The organism is Actinomycetota bacterium (genome assembly GCA_030774015.1).
GTDB lineage: Bacteria > Actinomycetota > UBA4738 > UBA4738 > JACQTL01 > JALYLZ01.
Map to the genome: position 1 here is coordinate 26,359 of JALYLZ010000028.1, position 25,292 is coordinate 51,650.

24 protein-coding genes and 1 pseudogene are annotated in these 25,292 nt (G+C 70.1%); 15 read left to right on the forward strand and 10 right to left on the reverse strand.

The window, feature by feature from the left end; genetic code table 11:
• The first annotated feature begins 9 nt into the window (after window positions 1–9).
• From murJ to M3Q23_02405, 8 genes are all read left to right on the forward strand, one after another.
• Entirely contained in the window at window positions 10–1,662 is a 1,653-nt protein-coding gene (gene murJ / locus M3Q23_02370) for a murein biosynthesis integral membrane protein MurJ (protein MDP9340957.1), read from the forward strand.
• Complete coding sequence (locus M3Q23_02375) at window positions 1,659–2,063, forward strand: pilus assembly protein TadG-related protein (GenBank protein ID MDP9340958.1); 405 nt, start codon at window positions 1,659–1,661, stop codon at window positions 2,061–2,063. The genes murJ and M3Q23_02375 overlap by 4 nt, the downstream gene beginning before the upstream one ends.
• Before the next feature lie 96 nt (window positions 2,064–2,159).
• The gene (locus tag M3Q23_02380) at window positions 2,160–3,647 is read left to right on the forward strand and encodes a protein kinase (GenBank protein MDP9340959.1); all 1,488 of its coding nucleotides are present in this window, start codon (window positions 2,160–2,162) and stop codon (window positions 3,645–3,647) included.
• Window positions 3,640–4,242, forward strand: coding sequence for a sigma-70 family RNA polymerase sigma factor (locus tag M3Q23_02385; protein MDP9340960.1), 603 nt, complete (start codon window positions 3,640–3,642; stop codon window positions 4,240–4,242). Before M3Q23_02380 ends, M3Q23_02385 begins: the two co-directional genes overlap by 8 nt.
• The gene (locus M3Q23_02390; protein ID MDP9340961.1) at window positions 4,239–5,156 is read left to right on the forward strand and encodes a zf-HC2 domain-containing protein; all 918 of its coding nucleotides are present in this window, start codon (window positions 4,239–4,241) and stop codon (window positions 5,154–5,156) included. The genes M3Q23_02385 and M3Q23_02390 overlap by 4 nt, the downstream gene beginning before the upstream one ends.
• Before the next feature lie 93 nt (window positions 5,157–5,249).
• A complete protein-coding gene (gene trxB, locus M3Q23_02395) occupies window positions 5,250–6,179 on the forward strand; it encodes a thioredoxin-disulfide reductase (GenBank protein ID MDP9340962.1) in 930 nt (309 codons plus the stop codon).
• Between the two features lie 131 nt (window positions 6,180–6,310).
• The gene (gene trxA, locus M3Q23_02400; protein ID MDP9340963.1) at window positions 6,311–6,640 is read left to right on the forward strand and encodes a thioredoxin; all 330 of its coding nucleotides are present in this window, start codon (window positions 6,311–6,313) and stop codon (window positions 6,638–6,640) included.
• An 82-nt stretch (window positions 6,641–6,722) separates the two neighbouring features.
• A complete protein-coding gene (locus tag M3Q23_02405) occupies window positions 6,723–7,835 on the forward strand; it encodes an N-acetylmuramoyl-L-alanine amidase (protein ID MDP9340964.1) in 1,113 nt (370 codons plus the stop codon).
• 38 nt (window positions 7,836–7,873) lie between these two features.
• Here the strand turns inward: M3Q23_02405 and M3Q23_02410 are convergent, their stop codons facing one another.
• Both M3Q23_02410 and trpS read right to left on the reverse strand, forming a co-directional pair.
• On the reverse strand, window positions 7,874–8,029 hold the full coding sequence (locus M3Q23_02410; protein ID MDP9340965.1) for a hypothetical protein: 156 nt from the start codon (window positions 8,027–8,029) through the stop codon (window positions 7,874–7,876).
• 2 nt (window positions 8,030–8,031) lie between these two features.
• On the reverse strand, window positions 8,032–9,021 hold the full coding sequence (trpS, locus tag M3Q23_02415) for a tryptophan--tRNA ligase (GenBank protein MDP9340966.1): 990 nt from the start codon (window positions 9,019–9,021) through the stop codon (window positions 8,032–8,034).
• Between the two features lie 305 nt (window positions 9,022–9,326).
• Between trpS and M3Q23_02420 the strand changes: the two genes are divergently transcribed.
• On the forward strand, window positions 9,327–10,577 hold the full coding sequence (locus M3Q23_02420) for a PLP-dependent aminotransferase family protein (protein MDP9340967.1): 1,251 nt from the start codon (window positions 9,327–9,329) through the stop codon (window positions 10,575–10,577).
• Between the two features lie 56 nt (window positions 10,578–10,633).
• On the opposite strand, the gene M3Q23_02425 is transcribed toward M3Q23_02420, so the two are convergent.
• From M3Q23_02425 to rpmH, 8 genes and pseudogenes are all read right to left on the reverse strand, one after another.
• Entirely contained in the window at window positions 10,634–11,512 is an 879-nt protein-coding gene (locus tag M3Q23_02425; protein MDP9340968.1) for a ParB/RepB/Spo0J family partition protein, read from the reverse strand.
• Between the two features lie 176 nt (window positions 11,513–11,688).
• Window positions 11,689–12,477: pseudogene (locus M3Q23_02430) on the reverse strand (AAA family ATPase).
• A gap of 404 nt (window positions 12,478–12,881) precedes the next feature.
• Entirely contained in the window at window positions 12,882–13,547 is a 666-nt protein-coding gene (locus tag M3Q23_02435) for a class I SAM-dependent methyltransferase (protein MDP9340969.1), read from the reverse strand.
• Window positions 13,513–14,205 (reverse strand): protein jag, encoded by a 693-nt coding sequence (locus tag M3Q23_02440; protein MDP9340970.1) that lies wholly within the window; start codon window positions 14,203–14,205, stop codon window positions 13,513–13,515. The genes M3Q23_02435 and M3Q23_02440 overlap by 35 nt, the downstream gene beginning before the upstream one ends.
• Complete coding sequence (locus M3Q23_02445) at window positions 14,171–15,352, reverse strand: YidC/Oxa1 family membrane protein insertase (protein MDP9340971.1); 1,182 nt, start codon at window positions 15,350–15,352, stop codon at window positions 14,171–14,173. Before M3Q23_02445 ends, M3Q23_02440 begins: the two co-directional genes overlap by 35 nt.
• The gene (gene yidD / locus M3Q23_02450; GenBank protein ID MDP9340972.1) at window positions 15,349–15,612 is read right to left on the reverse strand and encodes a membrane protein insertion efficiency factor YidD; all 264 of its coding nucleotides are present in this window, start codon (window positions 15,610–15,612) and stop codon (window positions 15,349–15,351) included. The genes M3Q23_02445 and yidD overlap by 4 nt, the downstream gene beginning before the upstream one ends.
• Window positions 15,613–15,678: 66 nt before the next feature.
• Window positions 15,679–16,008 (reverse strand): ribonuclease P protein component, encoded by a 330-nt coding sequence (gene rnpA / locus M3Q23_02455; GenBank protein MDP9340973.1) that lies wholly within the window; start codon window positions 16,006–16,008, stop codon window positions 15,679–15,681.
• Window positions 16,009–16,040: 32 nt separating this feature from the next.
• Entirely contained in the window at window positions 16,041–16,175 is a 135-nt protein-coding gene (rpmH, locus tag M3Q23_02460; protein ID MDP9340974.1) for a 50S ribosomal protein L34, read from the reverse strand.
• 358 nt (window positions 16,176–16,533) lie between these two features.
• Here rpmH and dnaA point away from each other — a divergent pair, with 358 nt between their 5' ends.
• The 6 genes from dnaA to gyrA all read left to right on the forward strand — a co-directional run bounded on the left by dnaA (window position 16,534) and on the right by gyrA (window position 25,285).
• The gene (gene dnaA / locus M3Q23_02465) at window positions 16,534–17,829 is read left to right on the forward strand and encodes a chromosomal replication initiator protein DnaA (protein MDP9340975.1); all 1,296 of its coding nucleotides are present in this window, start codon (window positions 16,534–16,536) and stop codon (window positions 17,827–17,829) included.
• 227 nt (window positions 17,830–18,056) lie between these two features.
• A complete protein-coding gene (dnaN, locus tag M3Q23_02470) occupies window positions 18,057–19,160 on the forward strand; it encodes a DNA polymerase III subunit beta (protein ID MDP9340976.1) in 1,104 nt (367 codons plus the stop codon).
• 77 nt (window positions 19,161–19,237) lie between these two features.
• Window positions 19,238–20,362, forward strand: coding sequence for a DNA replication and repair protein RecF (gene recF / locus M3Q23_02475; GenBank protein ID MDP9340977.1), 1,125 nt, complete (start codon window positions 19,238–19,240; stop codon window positions 20,360–20,362).
• 4 nt (window positions 20,363–20,366) lie between these two features.
• Window positions 20,367–20,729 (forward strand): DUF721 domain-containing protein, encoded by a 363-nt coding sequence (locus M3Q23_02480; protein MDP9340978.1) that lies wholly within the window; start codon window positions 20,367–20,369, stop codon window positions 20,727–20,729.
• Between the two features lie 142 nt (window positions 20,730–20,871).
• Window positions 20,872–22,791: a DNA topoisomerase (ATP-hydrolyzing) subunit B gene (gyrB, locus tag M3Q23_02485; protein MDP9340979.1), complete on the forward strand. Its 1,920-nt coding sequence runs from the start codon at window positions 20,872–20,874 to the stop codon at window positions 22,789–22,791.
• A 19-nt stretch (window positions 22,792–22,810) separates the two neighbouring features.
• A complete protein-coding gene (gene gyrA / locus M3Q23_02490; GenBank protein ID MDP9340980.1) occupies window positions 22,811–25,285 on the forward strand; it encodes a DNA gyrase subunit A in 2,475 nt (824 codons plus the stop codon).
• Window positions 25,286–25,292 lie beyond the last annotated feature (7 nt).

Below are 25,292 nucleotides of genomic sequence, written 5' to 3' on the forward strand. Positions count from 1 at the left end.
GAAGCCGAAGTGACGGATCAGCCGGACGCCGGTCCTCCGGGGCCGGCCGAGAAGGACACGGGCAGCCGCTTCGTCCGCCACACCGCGGTCATGTCGGTGGGGACCGGGCTGTCCCGGCTCACGGGATTCCTGCGCCTGTCCGCCATGGCCTACGCGATCGGCGTGGCCCACTCCCAGGTCGCGGAGGCGTATACGGTCGCCAACAACACCCCCAACATCGTCTACGAGCTGGTGCTCGGCGGCATCCTCACGTCGGTGTTCGTGCCCGTGTTCGTGGAATGGCTGGACACCCGGGGTCGCGACGAGGCGTGGGAGGTGGCCCGCTCCGTCATGTCGATCGCCATGGTGGTCCTGACCGCGATCCTGGTCCTCACGCTTGTCGCGGCGCCGCTGTTCATCCGCCTGTACACGCTGAACCTCCACGGGCCGAAAGCGGATGCCGAACGGGCTCTGGGCACCTTCTTCCTGCGCTGGTTCATGCCCCAGATCGTGTTCTACGGGGTCGGAGCGGTGGCCACCGGGCTCCTCAACGCGCACCGGCGGTTCGCCGTCCCCATGTTCGCGCCGATCCTGAACAACCTGATCGTGATCGCGACGATGCTGGCGTTCGCGGCCATGCACGGCAGCGAGGCGGTGCCGTCGGCTTCCGGGATCACCGCCGGCCAGAAGCTGGTGCTGGCGGTCGGGACGACCCTCGGCGTGGTGGCGATGACGGCGGTGCTCTGGCCGTCGCTGCGGCGATTGGGGTTCCGGTTCCGATGGAGCTTCGATTGGCACCACGAAGCCGTCCGCCGGATCGCGCGTCTGGCCCTGTGGGTCTTCGTGTACGTGGCGGTGAACCAGCTTGGCCTGCTGGTGGTCATCGTCCTCGCCGCCGAGAAGACGGCCTATGCCGCGTACACCGCGGCGTTCATCCTGTTCCAGCTGCCCCACGCCATCTTCGCGGTGTCCATCATGACGGCGCTCCTGCCGGCCATGGCCTCACGGTGGACCGATCGGGACCTCGAGGGTTTCCGGACCATGCTGGCCAGGGGCCTGCGCGGCACGGCCTTCATCGTGATCCCGGCGGCGGCCGGCTACCTCGCCCTGGCCGGCCCGATCGTCCGGCTGCTCCTCCAGCACGGAGCGGCCGAGGGCGCCCAGACCCAGCTGGTGGCCCGAATCCTCGTGTTCTTCTCCATCGGCCTGTTTCCCTTCTCCGCGTTCCAGCTGCTCCTGCGGGCCTTCTACGCCACGCAGGACACCAGGACGCCGGCATTCATCAACATCGCCGCGGTGTCGATAAACACGGTGATGAACTTCGTGTTCTTCCATTTCTACGGGGTCCGCGGGCTGGCGCTGGGGTTCGCCACGGCGTACACGTTCGCCGCGGTGGCCGCCGCCGTGGCCATCCGGCGCCGCCTGGGAGGCCTGGAAGGGCGGCTGGTGCTGGCCGGCCTGGGCAAGGTCCTGGTCGGAGGGGCCGCCACCGGCGTGGTCGCGTATCTCGCCGCGCGAGGCCTGGAGGAGGCGTTGAACACCGCCACGCTGGCGGGCCAGACTCTCCAGGTGCTGGGAGCGGTGGCAGCGGGCGTGGCGACGTTCCTGATCCTGGCGGTGCTGCTGCGGATGGAGGACCTCCAGCTGCTCCGCGGTTACCTCGGCGGGAGGATCCGCCGGTGAGCCGGCTTCGCCGCGTCGACCCCTCGGCCGAAGCCGGCCTGGTGGGCAGGAGCGTGGTCATCCTCCTGGTGGTGGCCCTCGTGCTCGGGCTCGCCGCGGTGGAGGGCGGCTCGATCCTGTTCACCCAGCTGAAGCTCCAGGACGCCGCGGATGCAGCCGCCTCGGCCGCCTCCAGCGCGTTCGGGTCCTCGCACCAGGTTCCCTCGGCGAAGCAGGCCGCCCTCGAGGCCATCCAGGAGAACGACGAGGGTGCCCATCTGGTGAAGCTGGTGATCGACACGAACGGCGACGTGACGGTCGTCCTGAAGAAGAAGGCGGCCACCATGGTTGTGCACCGGATCGGGTTCCTGAAGCACCTGGGGATCGTGAAGGCGACCTCCACCAGCGGTCCACCGGTCTGACCCGAGGCCACCCCGGGGACGCTCCCGGCCACGGCGACGCGGCTCGGCCTGGAAGCTCCCCCAACCCCGACCCCCGACCCCCGTAGACTTCGGCCAATGGAGAACCTCGCCACCGGTACCGTCATCGGCGGGCGCTACGAGCTCGTCGAGCTGGCCGGCGAGGGCGGGATGGCGTCGGTGTGGCGGGCCACGGACCGGATCCTCCAGCGATCGGTGGCCGTGAAGATCCTCCACCCACATCTGGCCAAGAACCCGAACGCCCTGGAGCGGTTCCGGGCCGAGGCCCTGGCGGAGGCCCGCCTGACCCATCCGAACATCGTCCGGGTCTTCGACACGGGAACCGAGGACGGCCTCACGTACATCGTGATCGAGCTCCTGGAGGGGGAGACGCTCCGCGACGTGCTGGCCCGGCAGGGCCCTCTGGACCCGTCGCAGGCGGTCGCCATCATGCTCCAGGTGCTCACGGCCCTCCAGTTCGCCCACGACGCCGGCGTGATCCACCGCGATGTCAAGCCGGCGAACGTGCTGGTCGGGTCCGACGGCCGGGTGAAGGTGGCGGACTTCGGCATCGCCAAGGCCGCCTACCTGGGCAACGAGCCCACCACCACCGGCCAGGTGCTGGGCAGCGTCCCGTACATGTCGCCCGAGCAGGTGGAGGGGAAGGAGATCGACGCCCGCTCGGACGTGTACAGCTGCGGCGCCGTGCTGTACCAGCTGCTCACGGGCCGCCTGCCGTTCGCCGCGCCCACCGAGCTCGCGGCGGCCATGCTGCGCCTGACCAAGGACCCGGTCCCGCCGCGCGCCATCCGGGCCGGCATCCCCAGGCCGCTCGACGCCGTGGTGATGCGGGCGATGGCCCGTCATCCGGAACAGCGCTTCGCCTCGGCGGAGGCCATGGCGGCCTCCCTGTCCCGGCTTGGGCTGGTCGCGGCCCCCACCGCCCGGGTGAAGCGGCAGGTGGAACCGGAGGGACACGCGGGCGCCGGCGTGTTCCGGTCCTGGATGCTCGTCCCGCTGCTGCTCGTGCTGCTGGCCGCGGCGGCCATCGTCATCGGGCTCCTGGCCGGCCGCCTCGAGCTGGGCGGACCGCTGGGGGTCCGAGCCAAGCCGGAGACCCCGTCGACACAGGGCACCGGCGCGCCCCCGACCGGAAGAGCCCTCCACGTCACCGGCGTGCAGGCGTTCGACCCCTTCGGAGACCGTCAGGAACACGACGACCTGGCCCAGGATGCCGTCGACGGCGACCCCCAGACCTTCTGGGAGACCGAGAACTACAACCAGCTGAGCCTGGCCCCCAAGCCGGGGGTGGGGCTGCTGTTCGACCTGGGCGGGTCGCAGACGGTCACCGGGTTCCGCCTCCAGACGCCCAACCCCGGGTTCCGCTTCGAGATCCGGGTGGGAGACGACCCGACCCAGCTCCAGAACCAGCCCGGCCCCGCGTTCACCGCGGCCGCGAACATGCGCCGGTCCATCGACTCCACCTCGGGCCGCTACGTGCTGGTGTGGATCACGGAGGTGGTCCCGACGGCCGACGGGAACCGCGCCACCATCGCGGAGTTCGCCGTCTACGGCTCCGGTGGCTAGCTCGCCCGGCGATCCATCCGACGCGGACCTGGTCCGCCGGTACGTGGCGGGCGACCAGGCCGCGTTCTCCGCACTGGTGTCCCGCCACGAGCGCCGCGTCTACAACCTGGCCTACCGGATGCTGGGCCGGGAGGAGGATGCTCGCGACGCGACCCAGGACGCCTTCCTCACGGCGCTCCGCAAGCTGTCGTCGTTCCGGGGGGAGGCCGCGTTCACCACGTGGATGCACCGGGTCACCGTGAACGCCTGCTACGACATCCTCCGCAAGCGAAAGCGCGAGCCCGTGCTGGACGAGCCATCCGAGGACGACCGGCCCGCCCGCCCGGCCGGCCCGCCCTCGCCCGACCACGCCGATAGCGCCTCCACCGCGGTGGACGTGCAGCGGGCCCTGGTCCAAGTTCCGCACGAGTTCCGGGCCGTCCTGGTGCTGCACGACGTCCAGGACCTCGGCTACGAGGAGATCGCGGAGATCCTGGGCGTGCCCGTGGGCACGGTGAAGTCGCGCCTGCACCGCGGCCGGGTGGCCTTGGGCCGCCTGCTTCCCGGGGAACGCTCGGGGAGCCCCGAGCCGTCTGAGGGGAAGATGTCTCCATGACCGGTCCCACCGATCCCACCACCCCAGGGGAAGCGACACACCCCGACGAGCTGCTGGCCGGCTACGTCGACGGCTCGCTCGAGCCCGCCCAGCGCGAGGAAGCCGAACGCCACCTCGCGGGGTGCGCCACGTGCCAGGACGAGCTCGCGCTGTGCCGGCGGGCCCGCGCCGGCCTGGGGGGACTCTCGGAGCTCGAGGTGCCCGCCGGGGTGACCCGGCCGATGGTGGAGGGTCTTCGCCGCCGCGGCGGATCCCGCCGGGCCCGGATCACGGTCGGGGGCTCTTCGCATCGTTCGTCCCGGGTGGCCCGGGTGGCGTGGAGCGTCGGTACGGCCGCCGCGGCCGCGGTGATCGGGGTGTTCGCCTGGAGCGCGCTGCACGGCGGCGGCAGCCCGATCCAGCCCGCCGCCGCTCCCCAGAAGGGCGTGGCTTCCGTGGGTCCGGGCGCCGAGTCGGTGCCGTCTGTGGCCGTCACCCGCCAGTCCATCGATTACGACGCGGCCTCGATCCAGACCCTGGCCTCCCGCGTGGCCAAGACTTCCCGGAAGTTCGACCGCGCGGTCGTGCCGCCCGGGAAGTCCCCCTCGGGGGGTACCGCCCCCGCTGCGCCGTTGAACCCAAGCCCGCCGGGTCCCGCGACCCTGGGAAGCGCCACCGAGCCTGCCCCGTCACCGTCGCCCGTACCGGCCTCCCCGCCGGCGTCGGCCCTTCCCTGCCTCGAGAGCGCGGCGGGCTCGTCGTCCACCCCCGGCCTCGTCCAGGTCATCCGGGCCAGGTTCGAGGGAACTCCCGCGTACATCGGCGTCTACGCGGCCAGCTCGAAGCCGGGCCGCCCCGCCGACCTCATCACGGTGTGGGTGGTCTCGGCCTCGGACTGCTCGCTGCTCAACTACACGAGCAGCGTGATCCCGTAGCCGCCCCGCACCCCACCGCCCCACGGCTGCCACCCGACCCCGCAGCCGGGGAATAGGACGCCGTTTTCCCGTATGGGAGAATGGAAAATGGACGTGCCTGAAGAACGCGACGTGGTCATCCTGGGCTCGGGGCCGGCCGGACTGACGGCAGCCCTGTACACGGCCCGGGCCAACCTCAGGCCCCTCGTGTTGAAGGGCCTCGACGCCGGCGGCCAGCTCATGCTGACCACCGAGGTCGAGAACTACCCGGGCTTCCCCGACGCCATCCTGGGCCCCGAGCTCATGGAGAAGATGGAGAAGCAGGCCGCCCGGTTCGACGCGGAGCTGCTGCATCAGGAGGCCTCCCGCGTCGACCTGTCGGAGCGTCCGTTCGGCGTGTGGTCGGGCGACGAGGAATGGCGGGCCCGCACGGTGATCATCGCCACCGGGGCCAGCGCGCGGTGGCTGGGCATCCCCGGCGAGGACCGGCTGCGCGGCCGCGGCGTCTCCTCCTGCGCAACCTGCGACGGCTTCTTCTTCCGGGGCCAGGAGCTGGTGGTGGCGGGCGGCGGCGACTCCGCCATGGAGGAGGCCATCTTCCTGACCCGGTTCGCCACCAAGGTCACCGTGGTCCACCGTCGCGGCGAGCTCCGCGCCTCCAAGATCATGCAGGACCGGGCCTTCGACAACCCGAAGATCGAGTTCGTGTGGAACTCGGCGGTGCAGGAGGTCCTCGGTGACGGCGCGGTGTCGGGGGTCCGGCTCCAGGACCTCGAGAGCGGCACCGAGACCGAGCACCCCACGGGCGGCGTGTTCGTCGCCATCGGGCACGACCCGAACACGGAGCTGTTCCAGGGGCAGCTCGACACGAACGAGGCCGGGTACATCCTGGTCCAGGAACCCACCACCCGCACCAGCGTGGGGGGCGTGTTCGCGGCCGGCGACGTGGTGGACTTCGTGTACCGGCAGGCCATCACCGCGGCCGGCATGGGGTGCCAGGCGGCCATCGACTCGGAGCGGTTCCTGGAAGCCGAGGGCCACTGACGGCCGTACAATCCGGCACGGCGCGGGGCTTCCCCACCGACGCTGGGTATACACGGTGAAGGATGAAACCGGCGGTCCCCGGCGTTGTACGGGACATGCCGCGTGGGGCAGCCTGAGGAGGAAAAGACGAGATGAGCCAGATCGGTGACGTGACGGATCAGGACTTCGAGCAGAAGGTCATCCAGTCGGACAAGCCCGTGCTGGTGGACTTCTGGGCCGAGTGGTGCGTTCCGTGCCACATGGTCTCGCCGGTGGTCGAGGAGATCGCGCGCGACCACGCGGAGTCGCTTTCCGTGGGGAAGCTGAACGTGGACGACAACCCGGAGACCGCCCGGCGATACGGGGTCATGTCCATCCCCACCCTGATCGTGTTCAAGGACGGGCAGGAGAAGGCCCGCGTGGTGGGGGCTCGGGGCAAGGACGCGATCCTGCGGGAGATCGAGCCGCACTTCGCGGCGTGACGGCCTGAGCGAGCCGTTCCGACCGGCCCCGCGCTTGCAATTGAGCTTGCGACCCGGGCCGGGCCGTCCCGATACTGGTGGTATGAGGACCATTCGCGCCGGTGACCGAGGCGACGACGTCCGCGACGTCCAGCACCGCCTGACCGCCCTGGGCTCGCGCATCGACCCGCCGGAGCTGGAGGGTCAGTTCGGCTCGTCCACGGAAGCGGCCGTACGGGGGTTCCAGCAGCGACGAGGGTTCCTGGTGGACGGCCGGGTGGGCCCGGAGACGTGGAACGGCCTGGTCGAGGCCGGCTACAGCCTGGGCGACCGGGTCCTGTACTTCCGCTATCCGATGTTCCGGGGCGACGACGTGCTGGCGCTCCAGCGCCGGCTGAACACCCTCGGCTTCGACGCCGGTCGCGAGGACGGCATCTTCGGCGAGCGGTGCGACCGGGCCGTACGCGAGTTCCAGCGGAACGTGGGCATGCGCCCCGACGGGATCGTCGGCCCCGAGAGCGTGCACGAGCTGGTCCGGGTGGCGCAGCCCGACCAGCCCGGGGGCGCCGTCTCGGGGGCGGTGGTCCGTGAGCGCGAGGCGGTCAGCCGCCTGAACGCGACCCTGGAGGGAGCCCGGGTGGCCATCGACGCCGGCCACGGCTCCGACGACCCGGGGGCGATGGGGCTGAGCGGGACCTCGGAGGCGGACGCCGCGTTCGGCCTCGCCGTGGCCCTGGCCGAGGAGCTGGCCCGCCGTGGCGCCGAACCCAACCTGCTCCGGCACGCCGACGAGAACCCCACGCCGGAGGAGCGAGCCGAGCGGGCGAACCAGTGGGGGGCCGAGGTCTGCGTCTCCCTGCACCTCAACGAGGGCGACCCCGCCGCGGAAGGGGCCATGTGCCTGTACTACGGGCACGAGGAGTCCTTCTCGCCGGCCGGCCATCGTCTGGCAGAGCTGGTCATGGAGGAGCTGGTGACGCGGCTGGGGCTGACGGACGGCCGGACCCACCCCATGACCATCACCATCCTCCGCGAGACCCGGATGCCGGCCGTCCAGGTGGAACCCTGCTTCCTGACCAACCCGCGGGAGGCCCGTCTGCTGGGCGAGGAGGCCTTCCGCCACGACCTGGCCATCGCACTGGCCAACGGCGTGCAGCGGTTCTTCGGGGCCCAGGCCGGTGTCGTTGCGCCGGAAGGAAACGCCGCGCGGGCCTGACTCGGGGCCTCGACCCCTGAGGCCCGGCTGTTGGGCGCCTAGCGACGGCGAGGCGAGGCGGCGGATCTGCCTCTCCGGCTCAGGGCCAGGAGGACGAGACCGACGGTGGCTCCGAGGCCCAGGGCCTTGAGGGCCCGGACGACCTCGTCCTTCGTGGAACCCTCGGTGGCGGGCCGGTAATCGTTGGTCGCCATGCTCAAGTCCGGGGGAGGAACCCGACCCGCCCGTACACGTCCGCCAGCGTCTTCGCCGCGACGGTCCGCGCTTTGTCAGCCCCCAGCCGGAGCACGCGTTCGATCTCCCCGGGGTCGGACATCACCTCGCGATGGCGCTGCTGGAACGGCTCGATCAGCGCCACCACCGCCTCCGCGAGGTCCTGCTTGAACGGCGCGTAGCCCTTCCCCGCGTGCTCCTGCTCGAGCTCCTCCACCGCCCTCCCCGAGACCACCGAGAAGATGGTCAGCAGGTTCGAGATGGCCGGCTTGTCCGGTGAGGCCACCACATCGCGGCCGGAGTCGGTCACCGCGCTCCGGATCTTCTTGCGAATGACGTCGGGCGAGTCGAGCACGGCGATCGTCCCCTGCGGCGACTCCGCCGACTTCGACATCTTCGCCAGGGGGTGCTGGAGGTCCATGACCCGCGCGCCGACCTTCGGGATGGCCGGCTCCGGCAGCGTGAACGTCTCGCCGAACCGGCGGTTGAACCGCTCGGCCAGGTCGCGAGTCAGTTCGACATGCTGGCGCTGGTCCTCTCCCACCGGGACCCGGTCCGTGTGGTACAGCAGGATGTCCGCCGCCTGGAGCACCGGGTATACGAACAGCCCGACCGGGGCCGCGCCCTCCTGCCCTTCCCTCGCCTTCTCCTTGAACTGAGTCATCCGGCGGAGCTCGCCCATGTTGGCCACGCAGTTGAGGACCCACGTGAGCTCGGCGTGCTCGTGGACGTGGGACTGCACGAACAGCGTGGAACGCTCCGGGTCGATGCCCGCGACCAGCAGGATCGCGGCCAGCTCGAGGGTCCGCCGAGCCAGCTCGTCCGGGAACGTCACGCTGATCGCGTGGAGGTCCACGATCATGATGAAGCTGTTGTTGACGTCCTGGTCCGGGACCCAGTGCCGGACGGCGCCGATGTAGTTGCCGAGGTGGAAGTCCCCCGTCGGCTGGATCCCCGAGAGCACGCGTGCCATAGGGTCGGCAGGGTAGCAAAGGCGTCGGCGTGAAACCCGATCGTTGGCTCGCCGCCCGAACCGCGATCGATGCCTCCAAACCGGATCGTGCGCTGGGGACGGCGGGTTCGCTCCGCGCGGCCAGTCCCCACCCAACCCCACGCTGCGCGAGCCCGCCGTCCTTTGCGTCCCTGCGGCCTGTCCGCGACCAACCGCCGAAGCCCCTCGTCCGAACCGCTCCCCAACAATCCCGCTGGCCAGCTGACGGCCGGCCTGCCTCCCGCTTGGGATGGCTTCCTCGGGTGGCCTGTTAGCATCGGCGGACTGTGGCCGACTTGGTGGCCGATCCCCAGATCGAATTGTTCGCTTCCCGTATGGCGGGAATGTCCGCCTCGGAGGTGCGGGCCCTGTTCGCGGTGGCTTCGCGCCCGGAGGTGGTCTCGCTGGCCGGCGGCATGCCCTTCGTCGAGGCCCTGCCCCGCCAGGACGTCCTCGACGTCGTGCGCGACGTGCTCGACCTCCACGGCGGAGCGGCGCTCCAGTACTGTGGCGGCGCCGGGCTTCCGGGGATCCGCCACGCGGTGACCGCGCTCATGGCCGAGGAGGGCGCGCCGGCAGACCCCGACGACGCGGTCATCACCAACGGGGCCCAGCAGGCCCTCGACCTCGTGGCCAAGATCTTCATCGACCCCGGCGACGAGATCGTGGTGGAGGCGCCGGCGTATGTGGGCGCGCTGTCGGCGTTCTCCGCCTACGAGCCCCGGTTCATCCCGGTCCCCCTCGACGACGACGGGATGGTGGTGGACGAGCTGGAACGCGCCCTCGCGGCGGGGGCCCGGCCCAAGTTCCTGTACACGGTCCCGAACTTCAGCAATCCGGCCGGCGTCACCATGTCCCTGCACCGCCGGCAGCAGCTCGTCGAGGTGTGCCGCGACGCGGGCATTCCGATCGTCGAGGACAACCCGTACGGGATGCTGCGGTTCGAGGGCGACCCGCTGCCCTGCCTGCGCACCCTCGACCCCACCAACGTCATCTACCTGGGAACCGTGTCCAAGGTCTTCGCGCCGGGCCTGCGGTTGGGGTGGGCCGTGGCCGAGCCCGGCGTCCTGGCGCGCCTCGTGGTGGCCAAGGAGGCGGCCGACCTCTGCTCCAGCTCGCTCACCCAGCTCATCGCGGAGCGGTACCTTGAGGGCGACCGGTGGCGGCAGAACCTCCGTTCGTTCGTGGCGATCTACCGGGAGCGCCGGGACGCCATGCTCACGTCGCTCGCCGAGTCGTTCCCTCCCGGGGCGTCGTGGACCCTTCCCGCCGGAGGCTTCTACGTGTGGGTGCGCCTGCCCGGCGGCGTGGACGCCCAGGCCATGCTGCCGCGGGCCGTGGAGCACCGCGTGGCGTACGTTCCCGGCACCGCCTTCTACGCGGACGAGCGGGGCCGGGACCACCTGCGCCTGTCCTTCTGCCATCCCACGCCGGAGGCCATCCGGGAGGGCGTGCGGCGCCTGGGCGCGTTGCTGGCGGAGGAATTGGGCGAAGCCGGCGGGGTGGGATCGGTGCGGGCGGCGGGGTCGGCCAGCTAGTCTGTCCCAGACTAGCTCGGCGGGGTCGCCCGGGGAAGCAGCTGGAAGTTCGCTCGCTACTCGAGCGGGACGCGACCGCCCGAGCGGACGATCTCGGACACGATCCGCTCGAGATCGTCGCCGGAGCCGAACTCGACGATGATCTTGCCCCGGCGCTTCCCCATCTGGATCCGGACCCGCGTCTGGAGCTGCTCGGACAGGATCTCCTCGGCTTCCGCGAACTCCACGGCTCTCGTCACCGGCGCCTTCGAAGCGGTTGCAGCTGCGGCTCGGGCCGGAGCGATCTGGCTGTAGTTGCGGACGAGCTCCTCGACCTCACGGACGGAAAGGTCCTCCGCCGCGGCGCGGAGGGCCACCGCCACCTGCGCCTCCGGATCGGGCAGCCCCAGGAGGGCCCGGGCGTGTCCGGCCTGGATCCTTCGCTCCGCCAGGAGCTGATGGACTTCCGGGGGAAGCTGAAGCAGCCGGATGGTGTTGGTGATGTGCGGACGCGAAACCCCCAGGCGGTCCGCCAGCGCCTCCTGGGTCGCTCCCAGGTCCTCCAGGAGCTCCTGGAACGCCTCGGCCAGCTCCAGCGGGCCCAGGTCCTCGCGGTGCAGGTTCTCGATGAGCGCCTCGCGGAGGGCCTCGGCGTCGTCGCTCTCCCGGATGACCGCCGGGATGGTGGCGAGGCCGGCCTTCTTGGCCGCCCGCAGCCGCCGCTCGCCGGCCACCAGCCCATACCCGCCGTTCACCCGGCGCACCACGACCGGCTGAAGCACGCCGACTTCCTCGATCGAGCGGGCCAGCGCCTGGAGCGTCTCTTCGTTGAACGCCGTGCGGGGCTGGCGAGGATTGGCGGCGATCGCGCCGACGGGGATCTCTAGCAGGCCGGCTTCCTCGGCCGCTCCGGGGATGAGCGCCGACAATCCGCGTCCGAGCCCTCCACGTCTCACTCTTGGCCTCCTTTGCGAAACAGCCGGAACCGCTTCCTTGAATCCGCCTCGGACCCCGTCTCGTCCTCGGTCTCGGGCGAGAGGGGCCCGTCCGCCCGGTTCGGGACCCTCGGCTCCGGGGTGATGACCTCGGGGAGGTCGCTGACGATCGGAACCGGCTCGCCCTCCGGAGGCCGGCTCGCCACCTCCCGAGCCAGCGACCGGTACATGATGGCCCCCCGGTTCAGCGGGTCGTATGCAGTGATGGGGAGCCCGAAGCCGGGAGCCTCGGAAAGCCTGACGGTCCGGGGTATGATACTATCATACACGCGCGACCCGAAGTACCGCCGCACCTCGGCCACCACTTGATCGGACAGTTTGGTACGGGCGTCGTACATGGTCATGACGATCCCGGTAAGCCTCAACTTCGAGTTGACGTTCTGCTGGATGAGCCTCACGTTCCGCAGGAGCTGGCCCAGCCCCTCCAGGGCGTAGTACTCGCATTGGATGGGAACGAGGAGCTCGTCGGCGGCGGCGAGTGCGTTGATGGTGAGCAGCCCGAGCGACGGAGGACAGTCCAAGAGGATGAAGTCGTAGGAGCCCCGGCGGACCGGCTCGAGCGCCTTGGCCAGCCGCATCTCGCGGGAGAACTGGCTCACCAGCTCGATCTCTGCCCCGGCCAGGTCGATGGTCGAGGGGATCGCAAACAGGCGCTCCACCGCCGTCGGGACGATGGCGTCCTCCAGCGGCGCGGAAGCAAGCAGGATCTCGTACGTCGTGATGTCGCGGGCGACGTGCCTGATTCCGAGCCCGGTGGAGGCGTTGCCCTGGGGGTCGAGGTCCACCACCAGGACCTCGTGCCCCAGGTCGGCCAGTGCCGCACCAAGGCTGACCGCGGTGGTGCTCTTGCCCACACCGCCCTTCTGGTTGGCGATCGCGATGACGCGGGCGGTCCTGGCGGCGGCGTCTTCTTGGGCAGGCCCCACGGCCTCCGACTCGGTGCCCACCCCGAGGGGTCCCTCCCGGGCGGCTTCGTCCCCTGAATCCCTCGCGGCCTCGGGGGCGTCGGGCCCGTCGCCTTCCCACACCTCCGCGAGCGCAACCCCCAGCGTGCTCCCCGAAGCATCTTCGCCCGCCCCGGGGTCGGAATGGGCGGCGCCGAGCTGGACCTCAGGGGAGTTGGGGGGGCCGGAGGAGGGAGCCGGCCCGATAGGCGGATCATCGACGTCCGGGGCAGAGTCCGTGCCTTCCGACACGACCTGGTCCGACGATAGGCGATCGGGTTCTTCGGGCACGAGTCATGCCTCCGCTGGGGGCGGCCGTGTGGAACGACGCACTCGAACGCCCCCCGGGCAGGCCAGGAGGGCCACGCCGTGCACGAGCGGGTCCACTACCGGGTGATGATAGCGAGTGCGCCCCCGGAATCAAGCAACGGGACCGAGAGAAGTTCCACCGCCGAGGCGCCGGGGAGGGCGGGGAGGGCGGCTTTCGCGCCCAGGAAGTGCACGAGCCTCCCGCCCGGCGCCAGAAGGCGCGCCGCGGCTTCCCAGGCGCGAGGCAGAGGCGCGAATGCCCGTGCGAAGCACAGGTCCGCCGGGTCGGTGAGGTCCTCCACGCGCCCCAACCGGACCTTGGCATTGGGCAGTCCCAGTTCGTCCACGGCCAGCTCCATGAATCCTGCACGCCGCAGGCGCGATTCCACGAGCTGGACCGATAGGTCGGGACACGCCAGCCCCACCGGGATGCCGGGCAAGCCCGCACCGGAGCCGAGGTCGTAGGCGAGCCGGTCGCTCGGACGCACGGCGGTGGCGGCGCGAAGGCTGTCGATGACGTGCCTGGACAGGATGCCCCCCTCGTCCTTCTCACCGATGAGGCCGAGCGGCACGGCCTTCGTGCGCAGTAGGGCCGCATACGTGAGAAGGGCTTCGACCTGGTCATGCGTCAGATGAAGGCCAAGCCGACGGGAAGCTGCCACGAGCTCGGACTGCTGATTTGGTTTCACGTGGAACGCGAGAGGCCGATCACTCTGCCGTTTCACGTGAAACCCGGGCGTCATGTCGCCGCCTGATCACCACACGCCGGTCGGGATCCTGGCCTTCGCTGGCGGTCTCCACGCCCCCTACTTCCGCCGCCGCGTCATGGACGATCTTCCGCTCGAAGGCGTTCATGGGCTCGAGGGACTCCGGCTTCCCGCTCTTCTTGACTCGCCGGGCCGCCGTCTGCGCGCGCGACACCAGCTGGGATCGGCGCCGCTTGCGGTAGTCCTCGACATCGACCACCACCCGGCAACGATCGCCGGTCTTTCGCTGGACGGCGCTCCTGACCAGGTCCTGGAGCGCTTCGAGGGTCTGGCCGTGCCTCCCGATCAGCAGACCCATGCTCTCCTCGGAGTCCGACGCCCATACATCGACGTACATGGTCCCCTCGTCCAGGTTGGATTCGAGCTCGGCCGGCAGGCCCATCGCGTCGAAGAGACCTTCCAGGAAATCCATGGCCACATCGGCCTGGTCGTCCAGCTCCTCGGTATCCTCTTCCAGGCGATCGGACCGGAGACGGACGCGAACCTGCGCCTGCTGTGAGCCCAGTCCGAGGAAACCGCCCCGCGGTTCCTGGATGACCTCTACCTCGACCTCTTGCTCGCTGGCGCCGAGCTCCTCGAGGGCTGCCTCGATGGCCTCCTCAACGCTTCCGGCGCTTTTTTCGATCTCCCGCACTCTTGCCTCCGGAATTGCCGGTCCTGCGGCTCGGATTCGCTTTCGGCCCGGAACTGGGCCTGGAGGTGCCCGAACCGCCGGGCTTCGAGGTCCCTGCATTGCTTGGTTTCGATCCCGACCCTGACCCGGCGGGCTTGGAACCGCTCGACCCACCTGACCCCCTCGAACCACCTGACCCCGCCGCCGGTCGCTGACTCCGCTGCGATTGCGCCTGCGTGGCCCGCTCCATCATCGACGCGAACCAGTTCCTCTTGGCCTTGGCGGGCCGCAAAGCCTTACCGTCGCCGGCGGCTTGGGCCGCGTCGGCCTTCTCTTTCGCCTTCAGGATGAAGTGCTGCTGCCCGATCTGCCACAAGTTGGACGTGGTCCAGTACACCACCAGCCCCGCCGGGAAGATGAACCCCCACACGCCGAACAACAGCGGCATGATCCGGGTCAGGGCCTGCTGTTGCTGCGAGCCGACAGGGTTCGCCTTCTGCATCTGACGCTGCTGGTAGAAGGTGGTTCCGACCATCAGCAGCGCCAGTACGTAGTAGGGGATCCGGACCGGCACTCCCTTGCCGCAGTCGAGGGCCTTGAACGGCTTCTTGGTCACCTGGTCCAGGTAGGGCGCCCCGTTCCGAGCCTTGAGCGTGACCTCTGTGCCAGCCTCACCAGCGCTGCAGAGCAGGTTCACTCCCCCAATGCGAATCCCACCCTGCTGGTTGGCGATATCCGTATATAGGGTGCTGGTGACCGGTATGTGACTGCTCGGGTAGGGAAGGGGTTGCCCCTGCGTGACGGCCCCCACGTTGGTGGGGAACCGGAGCACCGCGTACAGCGCGATCAGCACCGGAAGCTGGAGGAGCATCGGCAGGCACCCGGCCAGGGGGTTCACCCCATGCTCCTGGTACAGCCGCTGCATCTCCTCGGTCTGCTTCTGCTTGTTCCCCTTGTACTTCGCCTGGATCGCCTTGATCTTCGGTTGGAGCGAGGCCATGGCCTGCATGGAACGGATCTGCTTGATGCCGAGCGGGAGGAGGACCAGCCGGATGGCGACCGTGAGCATGATGATGGCGACGGCGTAGCTGGGGATGAAGTCGTAGAACTTCGCCAGCACCCATCCCAGTCCGCCCAGGAGGCCCTGCCACCACGCCAGTGCGATCACGAGGGAGCTCCCTCCGCTTGGCGTATGATGCCATCATACGGCCGTGGAGGGGGCGGGGCGGGGGCTGGGTCGACGCCTCCACGCGACAGCGGGCTACAGCGCACGATCCGCCAGACTGCCAGTGCAGACCCGGCGAGGGCTCCTCGGTTCCGGACTGCTTGCTCCGCGTATACCGAGCACGACGGCTCGAACCGGCACTGCCCCCCGAGCACCCCCGACAGGGTCGCCCGGTACAGGCGGATCGAACCGATCAGGAGGATCCGAGCCGGCCACCCGGCCAGCCACAGCAGCCCCCTCGCCCCGTCCAGCGCTCGGCGCACGGAACCTCAGGCCTCCAAAAGGCCGGCCGCGGCGAGCGATTGGCGCATCTCGGTCTCGAGCTCCTGTGTCCTGGCCGGAAGGAAGTCCTTACGGGCCACCACGACCACCCCGGTCCCGGCGCGAACCGACGGCGCGATCCGCCGCCACGCCTCCCGCAGGACCCGCCGGGCCCGGTTCCGCTGGACGGCCATGCCGACCCTGCGGCCGGCCACGAACGCCGCACGAACCTCACCCGGCACCGGCGTCACGAACAGTACCACCCGCCCTCCCACCAGGCGCTTTCCGGAAGAGAGGGTCCGCTTGATCTCCGACCGGGTGAGGCCGCCGCGTCGCACCCGCCACCGGCCCCCTCGGTCGACGGCGGGGATCAGGCCGACAGCCGTACGCGGCCCTTGGCTCGCCGCCGGGCCAGGATGGCCCGCCCGGCGCGCGTGCGCATCCGGAGCCGGAACCCGTGCGTCTTGGAGCGACGCCGGTTGTTGGGCTGGAAGGTCTTCTTCACGACTCACCCGCATCATCGAACGGGTCGCCTGCCGGGCGACCGGGGCAGTCAGTATAGCCATGGAGCCGACGCCCGCCCGGGGGAAGCGGGAGGCATCGCCGAACCCATGCCGAGGACCCGGCGCCGAAGGGGCGCGAGGAGCCGTCCGGGAGGCAGAAAGAGCGTCAATTCGCGCCTCGGGCCTAGCGGCCCCCCGGGGCCTCAGGTATATATTCCGCCGGACTTCCCCCTCGGGCGCCCCAGCCCTCTTCCCCCGAATGACACCGGTACAGGGTTTCCCCACCTGTGGAAAGGTCCTGTGGATAGCGGGATGTCGGTTGCACCCCAAGAACCGACCGCTGAGGCCATCTGGGGCCGCGTGATCGATCGGGCCCGCCGCGAGTTCGCCGACGGCCCCTTCAGCATGTGGTTCGCCCAGGTTCGCGCGGCGGCGTTCGACGGCCGGGCCCTCGAGCTGCGGTCTTCGGACTACGCCCGGGACTGGCTGGCCCGAAACTACATGGAGTTCATCCAGAAGGCCGCGTCGGATGCGGCGGGTCGCCCCGTCCAGGTCAACCTGGTGGCGGAGCGCGCGGCACCCCGGCCGGAGCGGCCCCCGGAACCCGAGCGCGCCCGGACCGAGCCGCTACCGTTCCCGGACCGCTACACGTTCGACACCTTCGTGCCCGGGCCGAGCAACCGGTTCGCCCACGCGGCGGCCCTCGCCGTGGCGGAGACCTCTCCGTCCAAGGCCTACAACCCGCTGTTCATCTACGGTGAGGTCGGCCTGGGGAAGACCCACCTGCTCCGCGCGATCGCCAACCACATGACCCGCCTGACGCCGTCCCTGCGCGCCAAGTACGTGACCTCGGAGCAGTTCATCACCGAGTTCATCAAGGCGGTGCGGGAACGCCAGGCGTACCAGTTCCAGCGGCGGTACCGCGACGTCGACGTGCTGCTGGTCGACGACATCCAGTTCCTGGCCCGGGCCGAGGAGACCCAGACCGAGTTCTTCCATACCTTCAACGCGCTCCACGGCGCCGAGCACCAGATCGTGATCGCTTCGGACCGCAAGCCCCAGGAGCTCTCCGGCATGGAGGAGCGCCTGCGGAACCGGTTCCGGTGGGGGCTGTGCGTGGACATCCAGCCGCCGGACCTGGAGACCCGCATCGCCATCCTCCAGCTCAAGGCGCGCCGAGAGGGCGTGGAGGTGCCGGACGAGGTGCTCACGCTCATCGCCTCGCGGTTCGAGCACAACATCCGCGAGCTGGAGGGCGCGCTGCTGCGAGTGGCCGCGTTCGCGTCGCTGCTCCGGAAGTCCATCGACGGCAAGCTCGCCGAGCGGGCCCTGGAGGACCTGCTCCCCCAGGGCGACGGCGAGCTGCCGGTCGAGATGATCCTCGACGAGACAGCGGAGCACTTCCACCTGACCCGAGAGGACCTGGTGAGCAAGAGCCGCTCCCGCCCCCTGACCACAGCCCGCCACGTGGCCATGTACCTGGCCCGCGAGTGCACCGGCCTGTCGCTCCTGAAGATCGGCGAGGTCTTCGAGCGCGACCACACCACCGTCATGCACGGCATCAACAAGGTCCAGGAGCTCATGAAGGCCCGCGGCACGATGTTCCGGGACGTCCAGGAGCTGACCCGAAAGATCCGGGCCCGCGGGCGGGGTTAAGGCGCGTTGATGCACAGGATGCGAGTGGGGGAATCCGCGGTGGGAACCGTGGGGACACCGGTGCGGTCCACCGGGCGCGGCCCCGGCCGTCCCCATTTCTCCACCGGCCCGTTTCTGTCACTGCCCCGCGCTAGCCTGCACGAACGGGGGTTCTCCACATTTCCCCCGCCCCTATCACTACTGTCTTTGAAAACAGATCCAGCGTTTGAAGACCGGGAGGTGGAGAGATGAAGTTCCGTTGCGATCGTGACGACCTGTCCGAGGCCCTCCAGATCGTCCAGCGAGGTGTGTCCACGCGGCCCGGCATCCCGGCCCTCACCGGGGTGCACCTGGCGGCGGGGGAGGATGGGACCTTGGTGCTGACCACGACCGACCTGGAGGTCTCGGCCCGTCTGAGCATCCCGGTGACGGTGCAGGAGCCCGGCGTGGCCCTGGTACCGGCCCGCCTGCTGGGCGACATGGTGAAGAGCCTCCCGGAGGCCCCGGTGGAGCTCGACGCCGACCAGAGCCAGGCCCGGATCCAATGCGCGGCGTACGAGGGCACCCTCCGGCTGCTACCGGCGGAGGACTTCCCGTCCTGGCAGGAGCCGTCGGGGACGCGGGTCACGGTGGACGCGGCGCGGTTCGCCGAGGCGGTCGGCCAGGTGGGACGGGCGGCGTCGAAGGACGAGGCCCGGCCGACCCTCACCGGCGTGCTGCTGGAGATCAACCGGGAGGGCGTGACCCTGGTGGCGACGGACTCCTACCGGCTGGCAGTGCGGGAGCTCACCGCGACCGCCGCCGGCGAGGCCCAGGCCATCGTTCCGGAGCGAGCCCTGACCGAAGCCGGCCGGGGTGCGGGGAACGTCGAAAAGGGCGACATCGAGCTGTTCGTGGACCAGTCGCAGGTGGCCTTCCGGGTCGGTCCGCTGACGCTGACGTCCCGGTTGATCGAGGGGCAGTTCCCGAGCTACCGGCAGCTGCTCCCGGAGGGCTACGAGAGCCGGCTGGTGGTGGGGCGCCAGCAGCTCCTGGACGCCGTGAAGCGGGTGGGGCTGCTGGCGCGGGAGAACACGCCGGTGCGGATGGAGTTCAACGCGCTGGGGGTTCGCCTGACGTCCTCCTCCCCGGACCTGGGCGGCGCCGTGGAGGGCGTGGAGGCCAACTACGAGGGCGGCGACCTCACCGTGGCGTTCAACCCCGGCTACCTGGCCGACGGGCTCCAGGCCGCGACGGGCGATTCCATCACGCTCGAGGTCCGCGACGGCCTGAAGCCTGGTGTCGTGCGGGGCGATGGAAGCGAGTTCACCTACCTCGTGATGCCGGTGCGGCTGCCGGCGCCGGTGGGATAGGGGCTCGCTCCCCCTTCTGCCCCGCTCGAGGCTGGGGCCGCTCGGGATGTCGGTGGCGTGCGATAGCGTGCTGGACCGTGCGCCTGTTGTGGATCGAGGCGAAGGACTTCCGGAACCACCAGGAGACCAGGCTGGAGGCACCGGCGGGGTTGGCCGTAGCTGTGGGGGGAAACGGCGAGGGGAAGACGAACCTGCTGGAAGCGGCCTATTACCTGCTGTCGCTGTCGTCCCCCCGCACCAGCGCCGACCTGCCGCTGGTGCGTCACGGGGCGGCTTCCGCCTTCGTGCGGGGTGAGGTCGAAGGCCTGGAGGGCCGCGCGCTGATCGAGATCGAGGTCCGCGGGGTGGGCGCGAACCGGATCCAGGTGAACCGGTCCCCGGTCCGGCGCCGCCGCGACCTTCGCCGGCACGTCCGGGCCGTGTTCTTCTCGCCCGGCGACCTCGACATCGTGCTGGGAAGCGCGGATGCCCGGCGAGCGTTCCTGGACGAGGCCGTGGTCTCGCTGTGGCCGGTCCGGGACTCGCTGGCCCGGGCGTACGACCGGGCTCTCCGCCAGCGAAACCGGCTGCTCAAAGAGTGGGAGGGGCGCGGGGCCCCGCCGGAGCTCGAGGCGTGGGACCAGGAGCTGGTGGCGGCGGGCTCCGCCCTGACCCGGGCCCGGGCGGAGGCGGCCACCCGGGTAGGACCGAGGGCCAGCGAGGAGTTCGAGGCTCTGGCCGCCTACGGGCTGCACGTCGGCTATGCACCATCGGTGGAGGCGCAGCACGCTGGCGTGCCCCTCGAGGACGTCTTCCGGGAGCGCCTTCGGGCCCGGCGAGAGGACGAGCTGGTCCGGCGGGTGACCCTGGTGGGTCCGCATCGCGACGACCTCGATCTGGCCGTGCGGGACCTCACGGCCCGGAGCTTCGCCTCCCATGGGGAGGCCTGGGCCGCCGCGCTGGCCCTGCGCCTGGGTCAGGCCTCGGCGGTGGCGGAGGAAGCCGGGCAGCCGCCGGTGCTGCTGCTGGACGACCCCTTCCCGGGCCTCGACCCCGTTCGCAAGGCTCGCCTGGCCGGGCGTGTGGCCGGGCGGGGCCAGACCCTGATGTCGGTGGCCGACGACCTCCATGTGCCCGACGAGGCCGAAGCGGTGTGGGAGGTCCAGGACGGCCGGGTCGCGGTCCGGAGCGGGCATGTTGCGGCCCGGGGCGGGAGGGACTGACGAAGTGACCCGAACGCCCTTCCACGGGGACCCCGGCCGGAAACGCTCCCCGGAGCCGTCGTCGGTCGGGGACGTCGTGGCCGGGCTGATGCGGGAACGGTTCCTGGCGGGCGGCATGCAGATCGGCCGGCTGGCGCGGAGATGGCCCGACGTGGTGGGAGATCGCCTGGCCGCGGAGACCGCGCCGGTCCGACTGGAAGGCGGAATCCTGATCGTGGCGGCCACCGACGGGCCCTGGGGCGCCCAGGCCCGGTTCCTGGCCGAGGAGATCCGCCGGCAGGCCAACGAGGCCCTCGGCGGGGAGGTCGTGAGGCGGGTGCAGGTGGTGGTCGATCCGGGGCGTCAGGACGCCCCGAAACCCTTGTAGCGCAACGCTTTCGGAGAGCAGCGAGCTCGGCGGGATGGGGGGGTTGCATGGTATACTTCAGGAGGTATTTTCCCGCGCGGTGAGCCCCCTCGCACCAGTCGTGCTTTGGCCCGCCGTGGGCGCAGATCGAGAGAGAGGTTGAGTGGCAGCGACCAGTCCCAGCGAGTACACCGCAGCCGACATCACGGTCCTGGAGGGCCTCGAGGCGGTCCGGCGCCGACCCGGCATGTACATCGGGTCGACGGGCCCCCGGGGCCTTCATCACCTGGTCTACGAGGTCGTCGACAACTCCGTGGACGAGGCCATGGCCGGGTTCTGCGACCGGATCCGGGTGTTCCTGCACGCTGACAACTCCGTCACCGTGACCGACAACGGCCGGGGCATCCCGGTCACTCCCATCCCCAAGGCGAAGGACCGCCGGCCGGCCGTGGAGGTCGTGCTCACCACGCTGCACGCCGGCGGCAAGTTCGGTGGCCGCGGGTACGCCATCTCGGGCGGCCTGCACGGCGTTGGCGTCTCGGTGGTCAACGCGCTGTCCGAGCGCCTCATCGTGGAAGTGGAGCGGGACGGCGGGCTGTGGCGCCAGGAGTACCAGCGGGGCAAGGCCGTCTCGAAACTCCAGAAGGTGAAGCCGTCTCGGCGCACCGGGACCAGGATCCGGTTCTGGCCCGACCCCGACATCTTCGAGGAGGTCTTGTTCAAGCGGGAGATCCTCGTGGAACGCCTCCAGGAGATGGCCTTCCTGACCCGCGGCGTCGAGATCTCCCTGGAGGACGAGCGCGAGGACCCGCCTGTCAAGGAGACCTTCAAGGCGTCGGGCGGCCTGGCCGACTTCGTGAAGCACCTCGCGGTGGGCAAGGACGTCCTGCACACCCGCGTCATCCACTTCGAGCACAAGGAAGAGGACTCCGAGGTCGAGGTAGCCCTCCAGTGGCACACCGGCTACGCGGAGTCCATCCACTCCTTCGCCAACACCATCAACACGCACGAGGGCGGGACCCACGAGGAGGGCCTGAAGAAGGCCCTGACCAACGTCGTCAACCGGTACGCCCGGGACAAGGGGCTCCTGAAGGAGAAAGAGGAGAACCTGACCGGCGAGGACATCCGCGAGGGACTCATCGGCATCGTGTCGGTGAAGCTGCGCGAGCCGCAGTTCGAGGGCCAGACCAAGACCAAGCTCGGCAACACCCGGATGCGCTCGCTGGTGGAGACGACGGTCAACGAGCAGCTGGCGACGTGGCTGGAGGAGCATCCCAGCGACGCCAAGCGCATCGTGGCGAAGTGCTCGCAGGCGGCCAAGGCCCGCATGGCGGCCCGCGCGGCCCGCGACCTCACCCGGCGCAAGGGCCTGCTCGACACCACGCTGCCGGGCAAGCTCGCGGACTGCCAGCTGACCGACCCGTCGCAGTGCGAGCTGTTCGTGGTGGAGGGGAACTCGGCGGGCGGCAGCGCCAAGGGGGCCCGGGACCGGGCCACCCAGGCGATCCTGCCGATCCGGGGCAAGATCCTGAACGTCGAGAAGGCCCGGCTGCACAAGACGCTCGAGAACATCGAGATCCAGGCGCTCATCACCGCGATCGGGACCGGCATCGGCGAGGAGTTCGATCTCGTCAAGGCCCGCTATCACCGCATCGTCCTGATGGCCGACGCCGACGTGGACGGCGCGCACATCCGGACCCTGCTGCTGACCTTCTTCTTCCGCAACATGCAGCAGCTGATCGAGGCGGGCTACGTCTACATCGCCCAGCCGCCCCTGTACCTGCTCAACGTGGATCGCAAGCCCCGCTACTTCTACACGGAACGCGAGTGGGACCAGTTCCGCAAGGAGAACGGCCATCGCAAGCTCGAGACGCCGCAGCGGTTCAAGGGCCTCGGCGAGATGGACGCCGGCCAGCTGTGGGAGACCACCATGGATCCCGAGACGCGGACGCTGCTGCGGGTGGACATCGAGGACGCGGCGGCCGCCGACCGCCTGTTCTCCATCCTCATGGGAACGGATGTCGAGGAACGGCGCGGATTCATCCAGTCGAACGCGAAAGACGTGCAGAACCTTGACGTGTAGGGCTTCGGTGACCGGTTAGATGTCGACGACGCTGTTTGCGGGGCGCATTGAGCCCGTCGACATCCAGGACGAGATCCAGCGCTCGTACCTGGACTACGCCATGTCCGTCATCGTGGGGCGCGCGCTGCCCGACGTCCGCGACGGGCTGAAGCCGGTCCAGCGCCGCATCCTGTGGTCGATGCTCGAGTCGGGCCTCCGCCCGGACCGGCCGCACCGCAAGTGCGCGGCCGCGGTCGGCGAGGTCATGAAGAAGTACCACCCCCACGGCGACCAGGCCATCTACGACGCCCTGGTCCGCATGGGCCAGGACTTCACCCTGCGGGCACCCCTCATCGACGGCCACGGCAACTTCGGCTCCGCCGAAGGCGACGAAGCGGCGGCCATGCGTTACACAGAAGCCCGTTTGTCACTCATCGCCATGGAGTTGCTGAGGGACATCGACGAGGAGACGGTGGACTTCGTCCCGAACTACGACGGGTACGAGCAGCAGCCGGTCGTGCTCCCGGCCCGGTTCCCGAACCTGCTGGTGAACGGGGCCGGCGGGATCGCCGTGGGGATGGCCACCAACATCCCCCCGCACAACCTGGGCGAGGTCATCGACGGAGTCATCGCCGCCATCGACAACCCGGACATCACCGTGGCCGAGCTGATGAAACACATCAAGGGCCCGGACTTCCCCTTGGGCGGGCTGATCCTGGGACGGCAGGGCATCCGGGACGCGTACGAGACCGGCCGCGGGTCCGTCAAGATGCGCGGCGTCACCCAGATCGAGGAGACCTCTCGCGGCGGCCAGCGAATCGTCATCACCGAGCTGCCGTACCAGGTGAACCCGGCCGCGCTGCTGACGAAGGTCGCCGAGCTCCGCAGGGACGGGAAGGTCAGGGAGATCGCGCCGGGCAGCCCCAGCCGCCAGACCATCCGCAACGAGTCGAACCGCCAGGGTCTGCGCCTGGTCATCGAGCTCCGCCACGGCGCCAACCCCCACATCGCGCTGAACCAGCTCTACAAGCACACCCAGCTCCAGGACTCGTTCGGCGTGAACATGCTGGCGCTGGTGGACGGGGTGCAGCCCAGGGTCCTCGACCTGGGCACGGTGGTGAAGGAGTACATCCGGCACCAGGAGGACGTGGTCACCCGGCGCACGCGCTACCAGCTGCGCAAGGCGGAGGAACGCGACCACATCGTCCAGGGGCTCCTCATCGCCCTCGACCATCTCGACGAGGTCATCAAGCTCATCCGCGGCGCGGCCGACTCCGAGGACGCCCGCACCAAGCTGATGAAGCGGTTCGAGCTCTCCGAGGTCCAGGCCAACCACATCCTGGACATGCCGCTTCGGCGGCTCACGAGGCTCGCGCGGAAGGAGCTGGAGGACGAGCACAAGGAGCTGCTCGAACGGATCGAGTACCTGAAGTCGCTGCTGGACGACCGGGCCAAGATCCTCGCGTTGGTCAAGGAGGAGCTCCTCGAGGTCAAGCGGCGCTTCGCAAACCCCCGGCGCACGCGGATCCAGGCGGACGAGGGCGAGCTGGACACGCTCGACCTCATCGCCGAGGAGGACGTGGTCATCACGGTGTCGCGGGCGGGCTACGTGAAGCGCCTGCCCGTCGAGACGTACCGCCGCCAGGGCCGGGGCGGCCGCGGTGTGATCGGGCAGAACCTCAAGGAGGAGGACGTGGTCAGCCACGTCTTCACCACGACGACGCACCACTGGCTCCTGTTCTTCACCTCCAAGGGCCGGGTGTACCGGGTGAAGGTGCACGAGATCCCCGAGGGTTCGCGGACCTCCCGCGGCATGTACGCGGCGAACCTCCCCGGCGTCGCCATCTCCGGCGACGAGCGGGTCCAGGCCGTCATCGACCTCAAGGAGTACGAGGCGGGCAAGTTCCTGGTGTTCGCCACACGGAACGGCATCGTGAAGAAGACCGCCCTGCCCGAGTACGACTCGCCCCGCACGGGGCTCCTCGCCGTCAACCTGAAAGAAGGCGACGAGCTCATCGACGTTCTGCTCACGGAGGGAAAAGACGACATCGTGCTGGTGTCGCGGCGGGGGCAGGGCGTCCGATTCGCCGAGACGGCCGTGCGTTCAACGGGCCGGGCGACGGCAGGCGTGATCGGGATGCGCTTGACGGAGGGCGACGAAGTGATCGCGGTCGCCGCGACGTCGTCCGGCGAGGAGCTCATCACGGTGACTCAGAATGGCTACGGCAAGCGCACACCGCTTGCACAGTTCCGGCGGAAGGGGCGGGGGATCAAGGGGGTTGTGGCCCACGCGGTCACGTCGCGGACCGGTGAGCTCGCTGGCGCCTTCGTCGGCTCGAGGGACCAGGACCTGTTCGTGATCTCCTCGACGGGCATCGTGATCCGCGTTCCGGCGGCGCAGATCCGCCGCGTCGGCCGGCCGAGCCAGGGTGTCCGGACCATGCGCGTCGACGAAGGCGGCAAGGTCGTCGCCATCGCCCCGGTCATCATGCAGATGGAGGAGAACGGCAGCTAGTCTGGGA